Annotated in this window: 14 protein-coding genes; 6 read left to right on the top strand and 8 right to left on the bottom strand. The window is 37.6% G+C overall.

Annotated elements, in window-relative coordinates; all coding sequences use genetic code 11:
• Positions 1–289: 289 nt before the first annotated feature.
• Both RICGR_RS03850 and RICGR_RS03855 read left to right on the top strand, forming a co-directional pair.
• Positions 290–2,959: a PD-(D/E)XK nuclease family protein gene (locus RICGR_RS03850; RefSeq protein WP_006035141.1), complete on the top strand. Its 2,670-nt coding sequence runs from the start codon at positions 290–292 to the stop codon at positions 2,957–2,959.
• Positions 2,940–6,350, top strand: a complete 3,411-nt coding sequence (locus RICGR_RS03855) for a UvrD-helicase domain-containing protein (protein ID WP_050764013.1) — start codon at positions 2,940–2,942, stop codon at positions 6,348–6,350. The genes RICGR_RS03850 and RICGR_RS03855 overlap by 20 nt, the downstream gene beginning before the upstream one ends.
• Before the next feature lie 85 nt (positions 6,351–6,435).
• Here RICGR_RS03855 and RICGR_RS03860 read toward each other — a convergent pair whose 3' ends face one another.
• Both RICGR_RS03860 and RICGR_RS03865 read right to left on the bottom strand, forming a co-directional pair.
• The gene (locus tag RICGR_RS03860; protein WP_006034802.1) at positions 6,436–6,969 is read right to left on the bottom strand and encodes a DedA family protein; all 534 of its coding nucleotides are present in this window, start codon (positions 6,967–6,969) and stop codon (positions 6,436–6,438) included.
• A 139-nt stretch (positions 6,970–7,108) separates the two neighbouring features.
• Complete coding sequence (locus RICGR_RS03865) at positions 7,109–8,026, bottom strand: L,D-transpeptidase (RefSeq protein ID WP_006035216.1); 918 nt, start codon at positions 8,024–8,026, stop codon at positions 7,109–7,111.
• 100 nt (positions 8,027–8,126) lie between these two features.
• On the opposite strand from RICGR_RS03865, the gene RICGR_RS03870 reads away from it, so the two are divergent.
• Complete coding sequence (locus tag RICGR_RS03870) at positions 8,127–9,638, top strand: MFS transporter (protein WP_006034918.1); 1,512 nt, start codon at positions 8,127–8,129, stop codon at positions 9,636–9,638.
• A 184-nt stretch (positions 9,639–9,822) separates the two neighbouring features.
• Complete coding sequence (locus RICGR_RS03875; RefSeq protein ID WP_006035411.1) at positions 9,823–12,849, top strand: hypothetical protein; 3,027 nt, start codon at positions 9,823–9,825, stop codon at positions 12,847–12,849.
• Between the two features lie 36 nt (positions 12,850–12,885).
• Here RICGR_RS03875 and cysS read toward each other — a convergent pair whose 3' ends face one another.
• Together cysS and gltX are read right to left on the bottom strand one after the other, a co-directional pair.
• Positions 12,886–14,286 carry a cysteine--tRNA ligase gene (gene cysS, locus RICGR_RS03880; protein ID WP_006035199.1) on the bottom strand — a complete coding sequence of 467 codons (1,401 nt, stop codon included), beginning with the start codon at positions 14,284–14,286 and terminating at the stop codon, positions 12,886–12,888.
• Entirely contained in the window at positions 14,270–15,676 is a 1,407-nt protein-coding gene (gene gltX / locus RICGR_RS03885) for a glutamate--tRNA ligase (protein WP_006035981.1), read from the bottom strand. Before gltX ends, cysS begins: the two co-directional genes overlap by 17 nt.
• A gap of 113 nt (positions 15,677–15,789) precedes the next feature.
• Between gltX and RICGR_RS03890 the strand changes: the two genes are divergently transcribed.
• Positions 15,790–16,536, top strand: a complete 747-nt coding sequence (locus RICGR_RS03890) for a UDP-2,3-diacylglucosamine diphosphatase (protein ID WP_006035686.1) — start codon at positions 15,790–15,792, stop codon at positions 16,534–16,536.
• A 16-nt stretch (positions 16,537–16,552) separates the two neighbouring features.
• On the top strand, positions 16,553–18,397 hold the full coding sequence (locus RICGR_RS03895; protein WP_240992217.1) for a hypothetical protein: 1,845 nt from the start codon (positions 16,553–16,555) through the stop codon (positions 18,395–18,397).
• 16 nt (positions 18,398–18,413) lie between these two features.
• Here the strand turns inward: RICGR_RS03895 and RICGR_RS03900 are convergent, their stop codons facing one another.
• The 4 genes from RICGR_RS03900 to RICGR_RS03915 all read right to left on the bottom strand — a co-directional run bounded on the left by RICGR_RS03900 (position 18,414) and on the right by RICGR_RS03915 (position 22,846).
• Positions 18,414–18,926: a CvpA family protein gene (locus RICGR_RS03900; protein WP_006034787.1), complete on the bottom strand. Its 513-nt coding sequence runs from the start codon at positions 18,924–18,926 to the stop codon at positions 18,414–18,416.
• A 101-nt stretch (positions 18,927–19,027) separates the two neighbouring features.
• Positions 19,028–19,579, bottom strand: coding sequence for an orotate phosphoribosyltransferase (gene pyrE / locus RICGR_RS03905; RefSeq protein WP_006035387.1), 552 nt, complete (start codon positions 19,577–19,579; stop codon positions 19,028–19,030).
• 23 nt (positions 19,580–19,602) lie between these two features.
• Positions 19,603–22,182, bottom strand: a complete 2,580-nt coding sequence (gyrA, locus tag RICGR_RS03910; protein ID WP_006035985.1) for a DNA gyrase subunit A — start codon at positions 22,180–22,182, stop codon at positions 19,603–19,605.
• A gap of 331 nt (positions 22,183–22,513) precedes the next feature.
• Positions 22,514–22,846 (bottom strand): hypothetical protein, encoded by a 333-nt coding sequence (locus RICGR_RS03915; RefSeq protein WP_006035197.1) that lies wholly within the window; start codon positions 22,844–22,846, stop codon positions 22,514–22,516.
• Positions 22,847–23,256: the final 410 nt, after the last annotated feature.

Consider the following 23,256-nt stretch of genomic DNA (forward strand, 5'->3'; position numbering starts at 1 on the left):
AACGGGTCATTATTTAAGCATTATACGGACAAATCTATGCTTACTCACAGATTCTGTGAATAACATTGTGGACAGAGTTGGGGGAAGCGAATAAAAACCTTGATTTATAAGTCATCGTTACAATTTGTACAAGCTTTAAACAAAAGAAAAAAACGTCATTTTTTCAATTAGTTATCTCCTGTCAACCCGAAAATTACTTTTAATGGTGTTAAGATGACAGAGAATAAATTAAATTGAATCGAACTTGTGTAAAAGTCTGAACATTCTTAACGTTGTCAATAGGCAGATCATGGAAATCTATAACACGCTTTTTAGAGCATTAAATCCGAATGATTTATTACTCACCGGCAATAAACGTCTCATCCCTTTTTTACACAAAGCTTATGCGCATTATCAAGAAAAACAAAAAAAACAACGATGGCTCCCACTAAAAATCTTTACGTTTACACGGTGGTTAGAAACACTTTGGGAAAAACAATTTATCGAGCAAATGGGTTTCCCTTTACGTTTACTGAATAAATTGCAAGAATATAGCGCATGGCATATTGTTATTCAGTCATCCCATTCTTTTTTTTTAGATATTGCGAATACAGCCGAAAACGCTCGAAAAGCGTGGCATCTGATACAACAAACTCAACTGGATTACTTATCACCCTTTTTCAAGCAATGCAACGAAACAGAAGCGTGGCAAACCTGGGCTAAACAGTTTGTTCATTATTGTGAAAGTCATGCTTACATTGACCTATCCAGCGCCCTTAATCACCTGATGTGCTTATTTCATAAAAAAATTTTAAAACCACCGCAACGCATTTTTTTAATTGGATTTAATGAAATAAATCCACAATACAAAAATCTACTTCGCGTCTTAAACGATCAAGGTTGCTCTATTCATCATTACGCACCCACTTATCCAAAAACCAAACAATATCGTATTTCTTTACCGGATAAAGAAACAGAATATCAGACGATGGCGCTTTGGGCTTATCAATCCTTTCAACAATCTAAAAAAAACATTGGTTGCCTTATTCCTCATTTAGTGGAACGACGAACCCATTTATTGACTATTTTTACAGATATTTTTACGGAGTGTGCACCTCATTCTATCGATCCCCCTCCGTTTAACATTGCTGCAGGAAATCCATTACTTGAATTTGGGCTTATCCAAACCGCACTACTCATTCTTGATTTAAAAGCGATCAATACTTTTTCATCTCTTCATTCCTTACTCCGTTCCCCTTATATCGGTGGATTTCAGCGCGAGCAATCACCGCGTGCTTCTCTTGATATTTTCTTACGTGGTGCTGAAAATCGATTGAGTTTAAATCAACTTATCACGATAAGTGAAGAACAAACCTGTTTTATTTTAAGTCGTTCCTTGAAAACGTTACTTGGTTTAATTAAAAAGTACACGTGTCATTTTTTAGCAAAACCTAGTTTTTGGTCCGCGTATTTTGTTAAAAAACTTCACGCCTTCTCTTGGCCTGGAGACCGACCATTCATCCGTGAAGAATATCAATTGTTAGACTGCTGGTCTGAATTATTAACCGCGTTTGCCGGCTTAGATTTTATTCTCGGCGAAATTTCACACGACACTGCTTTACGGCACCTACGCTGTCACATTGCAAATACGTTATTTCAAATGAAGACGCTACATGATGATCCACCCATTCAAGTGCTCGGTTTGCTGGATGCCGCAGGGATGTATTTTGATGAATTATGGGTCATGGGTTTTGATGATAAAACGTGGCCTGCTCCTGCGAAACCGAATCCCTTTATTCCTTATGCGTTACAACGCGGCCAACCTATACCGTCTTCATCCAGTGAACGGGAATATTATTTTGCAGCCATGTTAACAAAAAATTTAACTGCTCATGCAAAAAAACTTATTTTTAGCACTGCCAAACAACATCTCGATGAAACGCTACGCCCTAGTGTTTTCATTCAATCCTTACCGGAAATCAAATTAAATGATCTCCATCTTCCCCCTTATTCCACGATGGCTAAAAAAATAATGGAAAGTCAAGAATGGGAATATTATAGCGATGAATGTATCGCCCTCACCGAGGATAATTTCATCTCAGGTACTCAACTTTTACAATCACAAGCCGCGTGTCCATTTCAAGCGTTTGCACGCTGGCGTTTAAAAGCACGTACCCACCCTTTTTTCCCACAAAATAATGGGCTCGATGCGCGCGAACGAGGTATACTTTTTCATCGTGTTTTAGAACAATTTTGGAATAAAATAAAAAATCAAGAAACGTTATTGTCATTAACCCAACACGCACTCAATCAACATATCCATGATGCGATCAACACCTGTTTAAAGATATGGAGCAAAAAACGCCCGATTATTTTCAAAACTTATTTTGCAACGCTTGAACGACAACGTCTCTCTTCTTTATTAAGCACACTCATTGATTTAGAAAAACAACGACCTCATTTCAGCGAGACTCAACATGAAAAAAAACAACATTTAAAATTAGGTCCATTCATTTTGTCATTGCGTATCGATAGAATCGACAAACTTGATGGGAACGACGCGATGATTATCGATTATAAAACGAGCCGACCACAGAAAATAGATTGGTTGGACGAACGCTGTGATTATCCTCAATTACCTTTGTATTGCTTAAGTGACCCAAAAACAGTGCGTAGTTTTTCAGTGTGGTATTGTCATCGTAATCGTATTACGTTAAAAGGTCTCTCTGAAGAAGAAACGTCATTAAAGCCATTAACGCCCTTAAAAAAACTAAAAACGTCACACGCGCTCCATCATTGGTCCGATCTACTGAAACATTGGCAGCTTTCTTTGGAAAAACTGGCGTTAGAATTTCAGCAAGGCGTTAACCACATTCACCCAAAACGTGGCGCGACGACCTGTCGACAGTGTGATTTGCAATTGCTTTGTCGCGTAAACCATCCACGCTTGGTGCCATTAAATGATGAAACCAACCTTTGAATTATTAGCCGATGCACTGGAGCGTCAACGTGCACTTGACCCCAAAACATCCTTTATTGTTCAAGCGCCCGCAGGTTCTGGAAAAACAGAATTATTAGTCCGTCGTTATCTGACGTTATTAGCGCGCGTGCCTTACCCAGAAGCCATTATTGCGATTACGTTTACTCGCAAAGCCGCCAACGAAATGCGCTTGCGCATTATGACAGCTTTAACCGTTGCCCACGAGAAAAACATCACAGCCGTCCAGGATAAAGATAAGGAACGTCATTTTCTCGCTCAAAAAGCATTACTTCAAAATAAAACGTTCGAGTGGAATTTATTAAGTCACCCGAATCGGTTACGCATACTCACCATTGACAGTTTTTGTCAATCATTAACGCGACAAATGCCTTTACAGGCCGGCTTAAGCGAACAATGGACACCCACTGATAATCCAGAATGGCTCTATCGTTTAGCGATCCATGAATTTCTTAACCCATTAGATGAGAAAGTAACGTGGTTTAGTGCTTTAAATCAATTACTCATCCATCTGGACAACGACTTTCAACGGCTCGAAAACTTGCTTGTTCCACTCTTAGCACGCCGTGAACAATGGCTGGATTACTTATTATTACAATCCCCTGATGACTTACGTAAAACGTTAGAACAATCACTATGGGATCTGAACCAAAACAATGTTAAACAATTAAATCAGCTGATTAATCCCCATGATGCACAAAAACTTTTGAAATTACTTAACTTTTCATTGCAACAACGTCAACGTTCGCCCCTCAAGCGGCATGATGATTTAACGTTTTGGAACGCCGCAAGTCATTTGGTATTAACCGCTCAAGATACGTTTCGTCAACGTTTAGGGAAAGCAGAAGGCTTCACAATCGATGCAACGAGCAAAAATAAAATCTTAAAAACAGAAATAAACCGTTTAAAATCGCAACTATTGGATTTAATTCATGATTTAAGCCAACAGCCGGGCGTCAAAGAAACGTTCATTGCTTTAAAACACGCACCACCCTCTCATTATACCGAAACACAATGGAAGATTCTCAAATCACTCTTTGAATTATTACCTGTTTTAGTGGCACACCTAAAAATTGTTTTTCAACAGCAGAAGAAAGTCGATCACACGGAAGTCTTACTCGCTGCCTGTTCGGCTTTAGGCCATCCAGAAAATCCTACGGATCTCGCACTCGCTTTGGATTATCACATTCAACATTTACTGGTTGATGAATTTCAAGATACCTCTCCTTTACAATTACGTCTTATTGAAAAACTCATTACAGGTTGGGAAAAACAAGATGGTCGTACCTTATTTTTAGTGGGTGATCCCATGCAATCCATCTATCGGTTTCGGAAAGCGGAGGTCTGTTTATTTTTAGAGGTTCGTCAACGGGGAATTGGTTCATTCCCCCTTCAACCGTTAACGTTACGTGTTAATTTTCGTTCCACATCCGGTATCGTCGATTGGGTCAACCACTCTTTCAGTCAATTATTACCAGACAATCCGAATCGATCAATCGATGCCATTGGTTATTCTCCGTCAGACGCTTACACGTGTTCCTCACAAGCGGAAAAATCTGTATTCACCTATTGGCAACTCGCTGAGGATTCCGTTTTGGGGGAAATTGCAGAAGCCGAACAGATTGTAACAACGATTCAAAAAATCAAACGGGAAGATCCTTCAGGCTCCATTGCACTTTTAGTTCGTTCACGCAGTCATTTACACCCTATCTTACCTCGCTTGCGTCAAGCGAAAATCCCCTATCAAGCGCTCGAAATTGATAGTCTTGCCGAAAAATCAGCCTTACAAGATCTGTTAAGTTTAACCCGTGCACTTCATCATTTCGGTGACTCGATCAGTTGGCTTGCCTTATTACGGTCACCCTACTGCGGATTATCACTCCGTGATCTTTATCAGATTATACAATGGAATGATAAAAACAAAAAAACAACGATTTGGGAACAGCTCAAGGAATTTGAAAAAATCCCGCTCAGCTTAAAGACTAAACAGCGCCTCCGTCGCATCGTACCCGTTTTAAAATATAGTTTACAGCAACAAGGTCGTGTTTCATTCCCTCAATGGGTGAAGCAAACCTGGTTGTACTTAGGGGGACCGACCACGTTATCGCATTGGGAGGAAATGGATGACATAGAAACTTATTTCAATTTTTTAGCGACTAAGCTTAAAACTGAAGGTGATTCTTTTGATTTTTTAAGGATTCATGAAGAATTGCAAACCCTCTACACGCAAAGCACATCCCATGACACACATGCCGTGCAAATTATGACTTTACATAAAGCCAAAGGTTTAGAATTTGATCATGTTATTTTACCCGGCTTACATCGTTCAAATCGTCCTGAGCCTTATCCTTTATTACTCTATAGCGAACAACGATCGGTTTTACATCAAAAAAATTTTCTACTGGCACCTATTCCCATCGATCCTCAAGAACCTGACCTCATTTATAATTATTTACTCGCTGAAGAACAGAAAAAAAATCAAGCGGAACGCATTCGTTTACTCTATGTGGCCTGTACCCGTACTAAAAAATCTTTACATCTCTTCGGTACCTTTACCCAAGATAGCGCCGGAAAACTTCAATCACCGGATAAACAATCGCTACTCCATCATTTATGGCCCATTTTGTCGATTAAGTCAGAACATTTATTAAGCGTTTCCAAATCGAGAGTCAATCAAAAAAACAGCACCACTCAAACTGTGTTAAAACGTTTACCCGCGACTTGGCAATCACCCGTTTCACCCATGAAATCCTTCGAAATCCCCACAACAATGCCATCACAACCCGTTGTCTATCACTGGCATTCTCATACCGAACGTATATTTGGGACAGTAATTCACCGTTTATTGTATCAAATCAGTCAGGACGGTTTAGAACACTGGATTAAAAAAATAAATCAGTCACAAACCCTGTTGGCGGGCTTGTTGGCGCACTATGGATTATTGGATTCAGAGATACCTAACGTTTTAATAACACTGAAGCGTTGCCTCGAAAAAGTCATCGCGTGCCCGCGTGCACGTTGGATTTTAAGTCAACAGCACTGGATGGCTGAATCAGAATATGCGATCACCGTCATCCTTCATGGAAAATGTGAAAATTTTATTATTGATCGCACATTTATTGATCCTGCGACGTGTAGTCGTTGGATTATTGACTATAAAACAACGAATTATCAAGGCAATCAACCGGACCTTTTTTTAAAGGAAGCGAAACAACGTCATCAAGAACAATTAAACGGTTATGCGCGCGCTTTTTTACACGATAAACCCAAAAAAATTTGTTGTGGTTTATATTTTCCATTGACTGCACTGTGGTGCGCATGGGAGTTTAATGCTTCTCCATTAAAAACGATTGAAAGTGAATATTATCCTTAAACATGGACTCGTTTGGTTTATACTGTTTTGCATTCTATTGATTTCCAGGAATAAAAAATTGATAACCCGTTTTTTAGTCAAGTACTCAATCGTGGGGTAAGATTTCAGCAGCAGTAGGCCAATGATTGTGAAAAAAATATCCCATGCTCATAAATAAAATCACCCATAAACAGGCCCCGAAATAAGCAAAGAACGCAAAATATCGAAAATGTAACTTTAATGCGCCCGCCACATAACCTGTCAGGTGACGCACACCCGGAATAAAATAACCGATAACCAACGCCCATTTGCCAAAACGTTCAAACCACTGGTGAGCACTCTGATAACGCTTTTCAGTTAAACCGATATACCGACCCCAACTTTGGCTCAGATAATGTCCCGTTGCTAAACCTAAGGCATAACTTCCTGTAATTCCACAACAGCTTCCTGCAAAAGCGGCTATAAAACTTGAAAAAATAGCCAGTTTTCCTTTCGCCACTAAAAATCCTAGCAATAATAATAAGGACTCTTCAGGAATAGGCAAGGCAAAAATCCCAAGACCAAACCAAATAAAAATAGCGAAACTACCATAATGATTAAGCCAAGGTAAAAATTGATCCAACAACGTGGGTAAAGACATAATTAAATGCGTCTAAATTCAATAAAAAAGGTGCCTGTCCACACCGCTCAAAGATGGGGCTATAAAATTTTTGAAGTCTATTCGTTTCATGTTTATCCTGCTTGTTTTTTCTTTTTATTGTCTCAATCACCAAGGGAATTTAATGGGTCATCGCTTCTTCAATTTTTTTCAGTTCAGCTTCATTTTGTTCATTATTTTTTTCATGTTGATCCAGTGCATAATCATCTAATTTTAGGGGCTCTGTATTGTCAGCAATTTGATTATTAAAAAAATCGAAATCCTCATTGTTTCCGATTATATCATCATCGTCGTCATCCTCCTCATAGACCTGTCGTTGTCGCGAATGCGAAGGTGGATAAGGTAAAATAATGACCCGTGTACCAATATCTGCAAATTCTCTATTCAGCCAATAGGCATCATCAACAAATAAACGAACACAACCATGGCTTGCATTGTAACCCGGTACACCACCGCGAGAACCATGCATCGCAAACCCACCTTTAAAAAACATACAGTAAGGCATCGGTGCACCCCCGTAGGGTTTAGGAAATTTAGTTGATCGACAACCCGGACCCCGTTTGTCATAAATTTTAAACTGTCCTGAAGGGGTATGACACGGCCTGCCTAAATCAGAACACCAATTTTGTCCACTGGAAGCGGGGCCCCATCGAATAATATTTCCGGAAGGACCATACGCCGCCCAGGCATTTAAAGCGGGTGAATAAACAATCATTTTTCGACCCGAAGGCGTTCTATACGGTGAAAATGGTGTATACTCCATCCAATTAATGGCATTGAGATCGCGGGGTGCTGCAATTCTCATTCCAGGCCAAAGACCTGTATTCATACGGTTAATCCGTTGAACTAATGCGCGGCGTTGTGGATTAGGAAATAAGGTATACCACGTCTCTCCTCGCGCGACGACTAAACAGTAGAGCCTAGGATCATTACATAAGCTTTGTAATAACCACCCGCGCGCGGCAAAACTATCGCCGTGCATCATTAAGAATAGAACAAGTAATGCAATTAATAAACCAAATCTTATGAGTATACGCATAATTGCTCCTTCCGCTCTATGAGGGCGGTTATTTCGCTTTTAAAAAAGCGTTACTCTTAATAAAATAATAGTCTATTTTTAAAGGCTAAGAAGAAATAGTATGCTGAAGTTGACTGAAAATAATCGTAAATGGTGGATACTTCTTGCCATGTCCACCTCCTTGTCGCTGATATTTATTGACCAAACCGCCTTGGTTGTCGCCTTACCGGCTATCCAACGGGAATTAAATCTCACGAGTAGTCTCACACAATGGGTCATCAACGCTTATCTATTAACCTTAAGCACTTTTATTTTACTGGGTGGAAAAATTGGTGATAGATGGGGCCATAAACGGGCTTTTTTATTGGGTGTCATTGTGTTTTTAATGGGATCGGTTGGCTGTGCGCTCTCCCATTCGAGCAGTTGGCTCATTCTTTTACGTGGCCTACAAGGTATCGGAGGGGCATTAATGATGCCCTCAACGAATGCCTTAATCACGAATGCTTTTCCCGATAAAGAACGAGGCAGAGCGTTGGGCATGTATGTCGCTCTGGCCGCCATTTTTCTTGCATTAGGCCCTTTATTAGGTGGATTTTTAACACAATTCTTTGATTGGCGCGCAGTATTCTGGATTAATGTTCCCATTGCATTAATCAGTATTATTTTAGCCTTTGCTTCTGTTCCCGGTTGGACACGTACTGAAAAATTAAATATCGATTGGTTAGGATTTTTTATTTCCACACTTTTTATTAGTAGTTTTGTATTAAGCTTTATGGAAGGCTCTCATTGGGGATGGACTTCTCCCTCCATTGTGGGTTTATTATTCTTTAGTTTCATAAGTCTTGGTGTTTTTATTGTATGGGAAACTCACCATCATCATCCTTTTGTCGAATTAGATCTTTTTAAAAATTCTACTTTTTCTATTTTATTTAGCATTTTATTGATGATTCAATCGGTGGGGATTATCTTTGTATTTTGGTCTCTCTTTTTACAAAATATACTTCATTACACGCCATTAAAAGCAGGCTTATTTCTTTTACCGGCCATGTTACCGCTTATTTTTATGGCACCTATCGGTGGTCATTTACGCGATCGCTATGGACCTAAAAAACCCATGTCTTGGGGGGCGTTGCTCGTTATTTTAAGTCTTATTTGGATCGGTATTTTCAGTCATCATCAACGTTATGTTCTTTTATTGCCTGGTTTTCTCGGTTTTGGTATTGGCATGCCACTCATCTTATCGGGAATCATGGCCACCGCAATGACTATAGTGGGTACCCAACAGCGTGGTATAGCAAGCGCCTTACTCAATGGTGCTCGGCAATTAGGAACGTCCATGGGTTTAGCAGTATTAGCTGGGTTGCTCAGCAGTGTCAATAAATGGCAACTCAGTTTTCGTTTAAAACATTATATGCATTCTTTTTCACTTAAAGAATCTCAAATTGATGGTTTATTAGCGAAATCCAAACACGCAATGCGTGCTGTCAATCATTTATCGGTAGAAAATCTAGCCTGGTTAAAACATACAATGACTATATCGTATGTCACCGCGTTTAGTTTCACCATGTTTGTTGCTGCTTTTTTGGTTTCAATGACCTTCGCTTTAATATTCAAAATCCCTTCCCAAAAATAGTTCGTTAAAAAATGATATTAATTCACGTTGTAGACTATTCCAAAGTCATGAGACTTCTTTTATAAAATGAGAACGCCCATGCTAAAACGTTAATTTCTTTAAAAATTGACACGCTCTTTTAAAAAATAAAAAATTCATTTACAATGCGGCCTTTTTATTGATTTCGATTATACGTATTAAACGAATGTATGTTTTCTTAAAAAAAGTAAGATTAATCAATACGACATATGTTTTTGATCCCGCTTTAAATCTCAATCAATGTTTTAAAAACACACCGCCATTAACCGCCACGTTGAATGAAATACCAGAATTGACTACAACATGGTTGACTGATTTAGAAAATGAATGTCGAAAAATAAATCCATCGCTCGAAAAAAATATCTTTTTTAAACATATTGGCCCTGATGCTCGTTATCCATTTAAACGCCTGTTGAAAAATCAATTAGCGTTTCTTTATCATCGGATTATAGGCAATTTCAATCAACAATGTAGCCCTCTCGAAAAAAAATGGGTTGAAATAATACTCATTGCATTAACCGAAGATATCCAATTATGTACCCCAGGCTTTCATATTCGTGTAAACAAACTGGTCCATTTACTGGACGTTCCTCAAAATCTCGATCAACTCTTATATTTAGCACGAAAAAGCATCGTTCAAACGATTGCGTCTTATTTCGCAGATATCGTTCATACATGCTACCAAGTCCATGTTGTCAATCGGGTCCATCGTATTGCTAAAAAAGAAGGTCTTGCAATAGAACCGTTTTTTCAAAATGATCCTTATAAAAGTTTATTATCGGGCATCACTATTCGAGAATATCTCAAAAATCAATTTCCAATACACTACACCGCATTTAAAATTCCTTTTTTACTCGCCGAACAATTAGAAGCGCTATTAAGTCAACAACGTTATTGTGGGCCTCAAGAAACGGGTTACGCCATCGGCCCCGCAGAAGAAATGCGGGATATCATACACATTTTCTTAAACGATAATCCTATTGAAACGCATCATCCATTTTCTCCTTTTTTTATTCTGGATAAGGTTGATGAATTCGGTGAGCCCACACGAATCTATGATATTAATTGGCCAATAATACGACAGCTTTTTTTTCAAAAATTAAACCGTGAAGGCTATTTTACCACTGAGCCTCAAATAGTCACTTTAGTCGATTATGCTTATTATCACGCGTTAGTTCCTGAGAAAGCGAATTTAGCCACCGAAAATCAATGTATTTATTATTATCTGAATGAAAAAAATGATGATGCATTGCTTGAGGATCTGAGCTTCATTTATAATAAATTTCCGGAGTATTGGTGTAAACTCATACAAAATCCTCTTATAGTTAATTCTATTGATAATTTTTTTTCCTATTTAAAACAACAATCGTATTGTTTTGACGATAAAACATCTTTTTTTAAAAAAATTCGCCTCACTTATATTCTTTTTTTTACGCAAAATAAATCGACCATTCTTCAAAAAATTTATACGTCGACCAAAGAAGGCATTGTTATTAATCATTATTTTCTTTTAAAAGCAGTCCGCTATCGACCTGAAATAATCAACTATTTTTTTAATTTTTTATTTTTTAATGAACTAAACGCACATCAATTATTTTTAGATTTGTTATCGATCCAAAACGCGGAGGGTTCTACCCTTTTAATGTTATCCGGGCAATATCATGCAGAAACGTTACAATTTATTTTGAATTTATTAAATCAACACATCTATCGATTTGAAAAAGAAAAAATTGTAAAACTATTTCTTATTAAACAGTCTTATGGGCATTGTTTTACGAGTTTAGTGGCGCGTTATCAACCCAACACTCTAAAATTTATTCTTGATTTTTTTAAAAAAAACTCAGCTTATTTTGACAAAAATGCAATTGAAAAAATTTTTAATCCAGATCATTATTCTCATTTAAATTTTTTAACGCTATTAGTGCGTTATCAAACAGAAAATGAGATTAATCATTATTTAGATTTTATTAATCAAAAATTTAACGATTCTAAAAACAAAAAATGGCTTGAACTCGTTTTAAACGATTCCATCGGGGATCTATTATATTGGGGCGCACGATCCTATTCAAATACACTACGCAGTTACTTAAATTTTTTATATCAACATAGTCACCATATTGATCCTAGCTTTTTATTACGATCCATTTTTTTACCCCGCTCTAACACGAAAAGAATTTGTTTACATGCTGCCGTTCATCAACCTAATAACCTTGCCTTACTCTTACAGTTTTTCCAAGGAAATCAATTTAAACGGAATTATTTAGCGATAAGAAATTTATTTTTAATACAAAATGTTGAAGGTTATAATGCATTCATGTTAGCGACTCATTATCAACCCAAGGCTTTCAAACTTATTTTTGATTTTATCCAATTTCAAACTCAAATTTTTGATAGCAACACCTTGAAAAAAATATTTTTACAACAAAATAAAAATGGTTGGAATAGTTTAGGCGCATCCTTTAATAATCCGGATAGCCTCCAACTCATTTTAACGTTTATCGCGAATCGATTCACACAAAAAACAGTAAAAGAAATTATTTTTCAGGAAAATAAAAATGGATACACGTGTTTGCATCTTGCTGCTCGCTTTCAACCGGAAAGTACTCAAATTATTTTAAATTTTATCCGTCAGCACATCGATAGCTTTTATCACGAATTAGAACAATTATTACTTATCCATGAAAAGGATGAAAGAAATTTATTACGTCTGAGTTTGAACTATCAGCCTGATTCGGCTATTCATTTTTTAAATTTCTTCAATGACACACTTGATTATTTTGGAAAATTAAAAAACAATGCTATTTTTAAACAATTTATTTGCAAAACATTCTTCTTAATCCACGATCATGCAATCATTCAAAAAACACTTTATCTTCATAACGAACTATTCGTTGACCATTTTTATAAGATCGCTTGGGATAAAAAGACCTTACGGTACTGCTCAGGCTTTTTCCCGCTAAAAAAACACATGAATAAACAACTTGAATCCGCCACTCAAGCCTTTAAAGACCTCTTAAAAAAGGAATTTACGCTTCACGATTTAAAGGCATTAAAAACGAAATATCCCGAAGTCGCACATGCTGAACTGGGTCAGTTTTATCATCCATTAAGCCAACTGATTGAAAATAATTTTAAAGAAATAACATCATCCGAGAGCGATTGCAAAAATACGCATCGTCCATATCGTTTATAAACTGTTTCTTTGTGTTTGTGTAACTGATGAGAGAAATTATTTTCTTCGCCATTGTGTCCCGGTTGTTGTATCTTCTAACACAATATTTAAAGCGAGTAGTTCATCGCGTATCCTATCGGCTTCTTGCCAATTTTTAGCCGCTCTTGCATGATTCCGAGCATTCATTAAGCCATTAATTTTTTCCACTAAATGGGGATCCTTCTCTTGATTAAGCTTCAAAAACTGCTCAGGTTCTTGTTGTAGAATACCCAATAAGCTTGCAAGATATTGTAAACAGTTTGCGTCACGTTGTGCGTGCTTACTATTTGTTTCTCGTAATCGATTAATTCTCCGTGCTAATTCAAACAGAATGGCTAACGCATCCGGCGTATTAAAATCATCATTCATCGCGTGCTCAAATTTTTCTTGATATTCTTTTGAACTCTCCTCCAACACAAATTTTTGTGGTCCTTTTCCGACTAAACCTCGTAAGCTGGTATACAAACGTTGCAAAGCAGCCTGTGCGGCTTGTAAATTTTCCAAACTATACTGTATGGGGCTACGGTAATGACTGGATATTAAGAAATAACGAACAACTTCGGCAGGATATTGTTTTAAAACATCGCGCAACGTAAAAAAATTACCTAATGATTTTGACATTTTCTGCCGATCGATTTGTACAAAACCCACATGAATCCATGTATTGACAAATTTTTTATCGGTGACTCCTTCTGATTGCGCAATTTCGTTTTGATGATGGGGAAACACTAAATCCAAACCTCCCCCATGAATATCAAAATGCTCACCGAGAGCCGCCATGGACATCGCTGAGCATTCGATATGCCAACCGGGACGTCCCGGTCCCCACGGTGATTCCCAAGAAGGTTCCCCTGATTTTGCTTTTTTCCATAAGACAAAATCTAACGGGTCTTTTTTTGTGATATCAACCGCTACACGTAAACCACGACGTAATTTTTGCACATTCTGATGCGCTAAATCACCATAGGTTTTAAATTTTTTGACGTCAAAACAAATATCTCCATTTTCGGATCGATACGCATAGGCTTTATCCACTAGGCGTTGAATTAAAGCGATAATATACACAATAGCATCGGTCGCTTTCGGTTCGGCATTGGGAGGTAATGTATTTAATCGATTGAAATCTTCGTGCATCGCCTTAATCATGCGCTGAGTCAGCTCGAAAGGGCTTTCATTATTTTCTTGCGCGCGTTTGATAATTTTATCGTCAATATCCGTGATATTACGAATATAATTCACTTGATAGCCCTGCATTTTTAAGTATCGAAGGATCACATCAAAAACGACGACCACGCGGGCATGTCCAATATGGCAAAAATCGTAAACCGTCATCCCACACACATACATTCCTACTTTCTTGGCAATCATCGGTTTAAACGCTTCTTTTTTTTGTGTCAATGTATTATAAATTTTTAGCATAGTTTATTCTCTCACGAATTTTTTCAATGCCTAATAGCGTAATTAATTTTGCAAGTTCAGGACCATCGTGATAACCGGTCAATGCTAACCGTAACGGCATATATAAAGACTTCCCTGTGAGTTTTAATTTTTCTTGTAGTTGTTTGAGAAGTTTTTTAAAATCAAGCGGGGCTTGTTCTAATAAAATTAATAGTTCCTGCCAATACATCGGATCAACCTTTTTTAAATAATCCTTCATTTCATCTGTAAAATTTAATGGATTTTCCGAAAAGAAAATCATTGCCCATACGTTAGCTTGTTCAGGAAAACAAACCGTCGATCGCATTAATTCAACAAACGCGAACTGGGCTGAACGGGGCACTCTGTTTCGGGTTTTCGTCTCTAACCATTCCACTAATTTTTCATGAGGAAGCTGTAATAACGCTTGCTTTTGCCAATACAATAATTGTGCTTCATCGAAACGTGCCGGCGATTTACCAAGCCGTTTCAATGAAAATTGTTCTGCTAAAGCAGAAATATCAAGAAAGTTTGGGTTCGTATAGGTGTGACCTAAACGGGCTAAATAATTCTGTAACGCTTCAGCAAAATAACCCCTTTCTCTCAATTTTTTAATACTAAAACTTCCGCCTCGTTTGGATAACGGTGTACCCTCATCACCCACAATTAATGCTATATGACCATAATTGGGATGCCTTAAACCTAAGGTTTGTAATAATAAAATTTGACGTGGTGTGTTGGTTAAATGATCTTCGCCACGTAGCGCATGCGTCACGTTCATGAGTGCATCATCAATGGCATTACAAAAGAAAAACGCCGCTGAACCATCGCTCCGTTGAATCACAAAGTCACCGATATCGTCCGTAAAAAAAGTTTGTTCCCCTTTAACAAAATCATCAACGCGAAGGGTTTGCTGAGATGGAACATGAAAACGTAAACTGGCAGATTGACCGTGCTCTTTTTTTTCAGCAACTTGATCGGCCGTTAATTGTCGACAACGGCCATTATAACGAGGGGGGTTCCCCTGCGCTAATTGTTGCTTGCGCATCATTAATAATTCGGTTTCACTACAAAAACACGGATAAGCCCGACCCATACTGATTAATTGTTCATAATAAAGCGCATAAATTGCTTGTCTTTGCGATTGATAATAAGGGCCTAACCCTTTTTCTTGAAAAGGACCCTCCTGCCATTGCAATCCTAACCATCGTAAATCATCTTCTAATTCTTTGGAAAAGGCCAACAATGAACGCGTGGCATCACTGTCTTCTATTCTGAGTAAAAAACAACCTGATTGCGAATGAGCCAGTAAAAAATTAAATAAAGCAGTTCTAGCATTGCCTAAATGAATATGTCCAGTAGGGCTAGGTGCAAAACGAGTTTTCATAATCATGATGTGCTTATCAATTTTTAGTAAATGTGATTAAAATATCCAAACCTTGTTATTTTTAAAGTGAACATTATTTGAATGACGGCACGCTTTAATTTACGCTATCATTGAGCCTTATGTCGACCTTCTTTATCGCTGATTTGCATTTAAATCCCGACCAACCGGCTATGGGCCAATTATTTTTAAATTTTTTACGTCAACAAACCCAACAAACAGAAGCATTGTATCTACTCGGCGATCTCTTTGAAATGTGGATAGGAGACGATTATGTGACTCCTTTTCATCAATCTATTATAACCGGTCTTTCCCAAGCGCGCGCAAAAGGAATTAAACTTTATTTTATGCCAGGCAATCGTGACTTTCTCATTGGTAAACAATTTATTCAAGAAACTGGCTGTTGCTATCTGCCCGATCCGACCCTCATTGAGCTTTACGGCACCCCAACATTACTCACCCATGGTGACCGCTTTTGTACATTGGATAAACCTTATTTACGTTATCGGCGTTGGTCACGTTATGCATTTTGTCAATCGTTATTTTTACATCTCCCTCGGTCATGGCGTCAAAAAATTGCGTTTTATTTACGTCATCATCCAGAACGCGCGGGGCATTCTTTTGACCCGCAATATGATATTGTTTTTAGTGATTTATGCGCTTATTTAAACCAATACCCCACTACATTGCAAGTTATTCACGGTCACACCCATCGACCGGGTATTCATTTATTTAAACAAGCGAACATAACCTGGATGAAACGTTTTACATTAGGTGATTGGTCACCTACAATGGGTCATGTCTTAATCGCCAGTCCTCATGATCCGATCAAACTCCTCTATTTCAATACATCAACCTCTTTTTTTTAAAAACAATTGATTGCTTATGACCAACCTAATTTCTAACCACTATTGTATGACTTCCACTCAATTCAGCCAGTTATTACACGCCATTAAAAATTTAGAAAATCCTGACTTATTAACACCTATCAACGAATTAGAAGCCCTTGAACCTAAAAGCATCTACCAACGCGATGTTTTAAGTGTTCTTAAATGGTTTAACGATTATTATATGAATTGTATTGGCTACGGAGAGCAGGAATTTATAGGTCACTATATCCATAAAATCATAGATTCCCCGTACCCTAAACGAGTATTGGATACACTCTGTTTACTTTATTATTACAATTTATATAAATCTCAAGATCAACTGAACAACGAATTTATCCAATTAAAAAATTTTTTAGAAAAAAAACAATCTCCTGCACATCCTCATACTTCATCGCAAGAAAACAGGCATTTTATAGGCAGAACACCACAAATGAGTATTGAACCTTACATGGATATTATTTTAGAACATAAACATTGTAAAAAAATTGCTAATATTCTCGCTATAATGAATAAGCATGGTTTTCTGAATCAAAACGAAGTCAGTTATCTTTTTAAACAACCCTATTTGGATTTTGAATTACTCGAAAAATCTCTTATTAAATTAAATAATAAATTTTTAATAAAAAATAATTTTTTATTAACGCCCTTTATCAGAGAGACTTATAATTCGATCTTTAGAAAACTAAAACAAGCGACCCATATATTACACAGTAAAACAACGAAAAATATTTTTTTAATACTTGATCACTATTCTTGCTTAACCATCAAAAGTATAATCTTAGTATTGAATACTAGGCTCAAAGAAAAAAAAAGTTTACTCGAAAAACTATCCATTTTAACGAAAGAAAATAATTGCTTGACAAAAGAGGTTATCGATCAGTTTTTAACAACGTTTTATTCATTCAACACGAATTCATTATTAAAAAATAATTTAATTAGCCGCAATAACCCATTGTATTCATTCGATCAGAAAAATAATGCGTCTCAAAATCTTCTCTCTTCTGAACCGAGTCAATTACCTACCCACCATAAATCATTAGATCGTGCATCAAAACCCAGATTATTTCTTAAAAAAAACTTAATCGATTTATTGACCAAAACAATAAGCCGATTAATCAACGCATGGAAACAATATCTTGTACGCCATAAAAACAAAAAAATGAATGCACACTATTATCAACTGATCCTAAAAAAACTAAGCCAAACAACGGATATTAAATCGTTTGCAAGTCTATTGTGTGATATGGGTTTATTTTGTAGAAAAACAGGTTATCTCCCCCCTAAAAAATCACAGATCCATTCAGTCATCGAACATTTAATCACCTCATTAACAGAGAACTCACAACAGGTTGATGTTTTAAACTGGCTTAACAGCAATGCTTATCGTTATGGATGCTTAGAAGAACAAACATTTATACAACAACATCTGGATAAAATTTTTGATTTTACATCTCCTAAAGATGCACTTCACGTTCTATGGATGTTCTATTATTGTGGTTTTCATACGGAAAAACGACTCCATGCCATTTTAGAAAGTGATCAAGCAAACCACTTCATCGCATTATTTCTCGAAAAATTATCCTGTTTTCAAGGAAAATCAGTTGACTTATTAAAAAAAGAGGTTGAGGTCGATTTAGATAGAATGAACGCTCTATCAAAAGCACTTCACTCTGATAGTAGGAAGTCAGAAAAATTGAGCGCGAGTCAATCAGACGTTACAAACAACGCATCCAAACCCATGAAACCTATCTGTTTTTTTCCGCTTAACAGTCTATGCCGAAACGACTTTTCTAAAAACACTGAATCGACAAACCATTTTTCCCATCAATTAACATTGTAAATCAGGTCAACCACACTCAATAATCCCCCTGTGGCATGTCAATAGAATGATGCAATGAAGGAGGCAAAAAACTACGCAGCCAATCTTCTAACGCCTGAAAATGAGGGACTAACACGGATTCCTGCCACGTTTCTTCTTTGGCAAACGGTGTTAATCGAATCAGCATCATCAATAAAACAACCACTAAAATTCCACGAGAAATTCCAAAAATAATGCCTAATACTCGATCGGTCCCACTTAATCCTGTATTAGCAACCAATTGACTAATCAAATAATTAATGAGCATACCCAATACTAAGGTCACTAAAAATAAACCCACAAAACTAATGACTAATCTTGCTGAATCAGAGTGAATAAAATTAACCAGCAAATCGGCAATATAACGATAAAAAATAAAACTAACGGCAATCGCTGCAACCCAAATAACCAATGAAATAACTTCACGTACAAAACCACGCATTACACTGATTAATACGGATAATGCAATGATGGCAATAATGGTATAATCAATCCAATTAAATGTAGACATCAGATAACCTTAATAAACATTTTACAACTAAAACACACCCTATCCAGGCTATAAGTATAAACTAGTTTTATAAAGGTGTGAAAAGATTGATTGAATAATATTTAAATTTTTTTATTGGAATAAAATGAAGCGTGTAAAATTTCGTTTAATGTGTAAACAGAATGTAATTGACAACCTGCTGCTTTTATTGTTTCTTTTCCGCCTTGTTCTCTATCCACCAGCGCAACGATATCGGTGACGTGCAAACCGTGATTCTTTAAAACTTCAATGACGTGTAGCACACTACTGCCTGTTGTCACGACATCTTCAATCATTAAGCAATTTTGGCCTACTTGAAAAATACCTTCAACCTGTTTTTTTGTACCATAATTTTTTATTTCTTTACGGCATATTAACATCGGTAGATTTTGTTCCAAGGAAATAGTTGTTGCCATGGGTAACGCTGTATAGGGAACACCACATAATAAATTCGGTTTAACCGGTTTTATCTTATTCCACAACGCAACTGAAACAGCCCGTAAAAGAGAAGGGTCTGAAATAAGTGAACGACAATCAATATAAATAGGCGAAATTTCGCCACTACGGAGTGTAAACTGACCTCGCTTAATCACATTATTGTTAATGAGCACATCGAGTAAAGATTTATTTTGCATTGGGAAAATTTAAACGTTAGATTTTATTCATTTTTTTCATGATCCAAATGAAGTGCATCGACTGAATCGGGATTTTCAGTTATCAAATCTTCTTCGATACGTTCTAAACCCACTAAGGTTTCACCTTCATTCAATCTTATCAATCGTACGCCCTGCGAATGACGACTCGCGACGCGAATTTCAGCAACGCGTGTACGTACTAAAGTGGCTTTATTCGTAATTAACATGACTTCATCCGAGGGTAATACTTGTACAGCGGCGACAACCTGACCATTACGTGCGGTTGTTTTGATGGCAATCACGCCGCTGCCACCACGACTCGTCAGCCGATGATCATGAACTGGCGTACATTTACCATAACCATGACGTGTGGCTGTTAATATTAATCCATACGGCTTAGCGATGATAAGCGAGATAACACGTTGTCCTTCTTGTAATTTAATGCCTCGTACACCGCAGGCCGTTCGCCCCATGCAACGCACGTTACTTTCATTAAAACGGATCACTTTACCGGCATCAGTAAATAATAAAACATCCTGTTGACCATCCGTTAAGGCAACACCCACGAGACGATCATGGTCACGCAAATCAATGGCAATAATGCCATCATGGCGTGGCCTCGAAAAATCAATCAGACTGGTTTTTTTGGTGGTACCCTTCATCGTTGCCATAAAAATAAAATGCTCGGCGCTATAATTTTGTATAGGTAATACAGCGGTAATCCGTTCATTCTCACCTAATGCAAGCAAATTAATGATAGGCCGACCTTTCGCAATACGACTCCCTTCAGGTAATTTGTAGACCTTCAACCAATACACTTTACCTATACTTGAGAAGCATAATAACGTTGCATGGGTATTGGCAATTAATAAATGTTCAATAAAATCTTCTTCCTTGACATCACCGGATGACTTCCCTCGACCTCCACGACGTTGTGCGTGATAAACATCTAAGCTTTGCCGTTTAACGTAACCCTCGTGTGATAAGGTCACCACCACATCTTCAGCAGGAATGAGATCCTCTTCATTGATTTCAGCATCCACGGTAATAATTTCAGTACGCCGTGGATCGAGAAATTCCTCTTTAATCGCAATAAGCTCTTCTTGAATAACGCGACATAAGCGTTCGGGTTGATTCAAAATATCTAATAAATCGATAATGATCGTTAATTGTTCACGATATTCCTTTAAAATTTTCTCTTGTTCAAGTCCTGTTAACCGATGTAAACGCAGATCAAGTATCGCTTGTGCCTGTTCAGGCGATAACCGATACGTATTGCTGTCCTTTTTTACACCATATTCATGCTCCGCCCAATCATCCGTTTTAGTGAGCATTTCAGCAACCAGGCCTAACGACCAATCCTGGGCTAACAATTGAGATTTAGCTTCTGCCGGATCCTTCGCCGCTTTAATTAAACCTATCATTAAATCGATATTGGCTAACGCAATACCCAAACCTTCTAATAGATGAGCACGCTCCCGGGCTTTCCGTAATTCAAAAATCGTACGTCGTGTAACCACCTCTCGGCGATGCGCTAAAAACTCAGATATTAATTGTTTAAGATTAAGTAAGACAGGCCTACCGTCGACCAAAGCCACCATATTAATACCAAAGGTGACTTGTAATTGCGTTTGGGAAAATAAATTATTTAATAAAACATCAACATTTTCACCACGCTTTACTTCAATAACCACACGCATGCCATCCTTATCGGATTCATCACGTAAGGCGGTAATCCCTTCAATACGTTTCTCCTTCACTAATTCAGCAATTTTTTCAATCAGCTTTGCTTTATTCACTTGATAAGGAAGTTCAGTCACAATAATTCGTTGTTTATTTGACTTTTCATCCTGTTCGATCTGCACTCTTGCCCTGACGAATAATCGTCCGCGACCGGTATGGTAAGCTTCAATTATCCCCTGCTTACCATAAATTAACCCTGCGGTCGGAAAATCAGGTCCTTTAATAAAGTGCATTAAACGTTCTATGCTTAATTCAGAATCATTCAATAAAGCAACACAGGCATCAATCACTTCAGCGAGATTATGGGGTGGAATGTTCGTTGCCATACCCACTGCAATCCCTGAAGAACCATTAACTAGAAGATTAGGCACACGCGTTGGTAACACACTGGGAATGTGTTCAGTTTCATCATAGTTAGGAACAAAATCAACCGTTTCCTTGGCTAAATCAGCTAATAACGCATGGGCTAACTTCGACATGCGAATTTCGGTATATCGCATGGATGCTGCGGAGTCACCATCCACAGAGCCAAAGTTACCTTGGCCATCGATTAATACTGCGCGCATGGAAAAACGTTGAGCCATACGAACGATGGTATCGTAAATAGCCGCATCTCCGTGTGGGTGATATTTACCGATGACATCCCCCACGACACGAGCGGATTTTTTATGAGGCTTATTCCAATCGTTACCCAACTCATTCATGGCAAATAAAACGCGCCTATGAACAGGCTTTAAACCATCTCGGCTATCGGGTAAAGCCCGGCCTACAATGACACTCATTGCATAGGCTAAATAGGACTGCTTCAGTTCTTTTTCAACCGTTATGGAAGTAATTTCATTCGCCGCCGAGTCTGCCATACGCGCATAAAACCTACGATTTATAAAAAATTTTAATACAATTCATTGCCATACTTAAACAGCCGTTTAGCGCGTACGGAACGAGCATCATTGAGTGGCCGCTAAAAAATAGGAAAAGTATACCATAAATAGCTAAAAACAGCAGGCTATTTTATTAAAACGCTGACGATAAAACGCTAAATTTTTATTCAATTAAAAGAAAAGCATCTCATTTTTCTGTCTATTTTAAGCGGTTTTAGACCACTTAAAATAGACATTCCCCGAAATTATTCTTAAACCCAAACGGATTTTTCCATCCTTCCTTTTCCTGATGCTGCAATGTAGAGAACCTTTATGGCGTCCCCGTAGCCGCGTTGTTTGATGAAGAATCACCATCGTGCGTTGCTTTTGGCGCTGTATCGGCAGGATGAGAAGGTTCACTGGGTGTTATTGGCGTAGCGGGTGTAACGGCAGTTGCATCATCACTCGGTGTTTGTGTTGATTCGGGTTGTGGGCTAACAGACATTTGCGCATCTGATCCAGATGAATTTTCTGGATTAACCATTTGGTCCTGAACAGGTGTTGTTGTAGTATCTGATTGATCTCCTTGCTTATCAGAAGGCTGATGATTGCAGCCCACTAAAGCCGCTGTCAACAGCATAGAAACTAAAAACTTCTTATACATAAGCAAAATTCCCCATCTAAAAAATAGTACAAAATAACAAATTTATCAGTAAAAGGCTTACAAATCTGTAGCCCCTCGTAGAAACCAACTTAAGCATAGCAAAACTTTCGTGTAAAACAAAATATCATAAAAATTTAGCCCTCTCGTGCCTAAGTCCTGTGCAACATAATATCTCCTTTTCATTGCTAAGCTACTAAATGCTGTTATATAATAAGTGCAGATTTAGTCTCCATGTCAGTCTATAGTCAGGTTAAACTCTCTTCCTATTTACTGACATAAAACAAAGCGCATGATAAAAAATCACGTTTTGTAAATAAAGCGAAGTAAAATAGTTTACTTTTTTTAAATTTGATTTTTGGGCCAAAGGATAGATGTCCAAAGATGAGAAAAATTACTCTGGCTTCTTAGTT

Origin of the sequence: Rickettsiella grylli (genome assembly GCF_000168295.1) — a bacterium.
GTDB lineage: Bacteria > Pseudomonadota > Gammaproteobacteria > Diplorickettsiales > Diplorickettsiaceae > Aquirickettsiella > Aquirickettsiella grylli.

Excerpts from the sequence above, each read along its gene's own strand:
- RICGR_RS03860 (WP_006034802.1), bottom strand. The coding sequence starts at position 6,969 with ATGTCTTTACCCACGTTGTTGGATCAATTTTTACCTTGGCTTAATCAT.
- pyrE (WP_006035387.1), bottom strand. The coding sequence starts at position 19,579 with ATGCAAAATAAATCTTTACTCGATGTGCTCATTAACAATAATGTGATT.
- RICGR_RS03875 (WP_006035411.1), top strand. The coding sequence starts at position 9,823 with ATGTATGTTTTCTTAAAAAAAGTAAGATTAATCAATACGACATATGTT.
- RICGR_RS03850 (WP_006035141.1), top strand. The coding sequence starts at position 290 with ATGGAAATCTATAACACGCTTTTTAGAGCATTAAATCCGAATGATTTA.
- RICGR_RS03865 (WP_006035216.1), bottom strand. The coding sequence starts at position 8,026 with ATGCGTATACTCATAAGATTTGGTTTATTAATTGCATTACTTGTTCTA.
- RICGR_RS03895 (WP_240992217.1), top strand. The coding sequence starts at position 16,553 with ATGACCAACCTAATTTCTAACCACTATTGTATGACTTCCACTCAATTC.
- RICGR_RS03900 (WP_006034787.1), bottom strand. The coding sequence starts at position 18,926 with ATGTCTACATTTAATTGGATTGATTATACCATTATTGCCATCATTGCA.
- cysS (WP_006035199.1), bottom strand. The coding sequence starts at position 14,286 with ATGCTAAAAATTTATAATACATTGACACAAAAAAAAGAAGCGTTTAAA.
- RICGR_RS03890 (WP_006035686.1), top strand. The coding sequence starts at position 15,790 with ATGTCGACCTTCTTTATCGCTGATTTGCATTTAAATCCCGACCAACCG.
- RICGR_RS03870 (WP_006034918.1), top strand. The coding sequence starts at position 8,127 with ATGCTGAAGTTGACTGAAAATAATCGTAAATGGTGGATACTTCTTGCC.
- RICGR_RS03915 (WP_006035197.1), bottom strand. The coding sequence starts at position 22,846 with ATGTATAAGAAGTTTTTAGTTTCTATGCTGTTGACAGCGGCTTTAGTG.
- RICGR_RS03855 (WP_050764013.1), top strand. The coding sequence starts at position 2,940 with ATGATGAAACCAACCTTTGAATTATTAGCCGATGCACTGGAGCGTCAA.
- gyrA (WP_006035985.1), bottom strand. The coding sequence starts at position 22,182 with ATGGCAGACTCGGCGGCGAATGAAATTACTTCCATAACGGTTGAAAAA.
- gltX (WP_006035981.1), bottom strand. The coding sequence starts at position 15,676 with ATGATTATGAAAACTCGTTTTGCACCTAGCCCTACTGGACATATTCAT.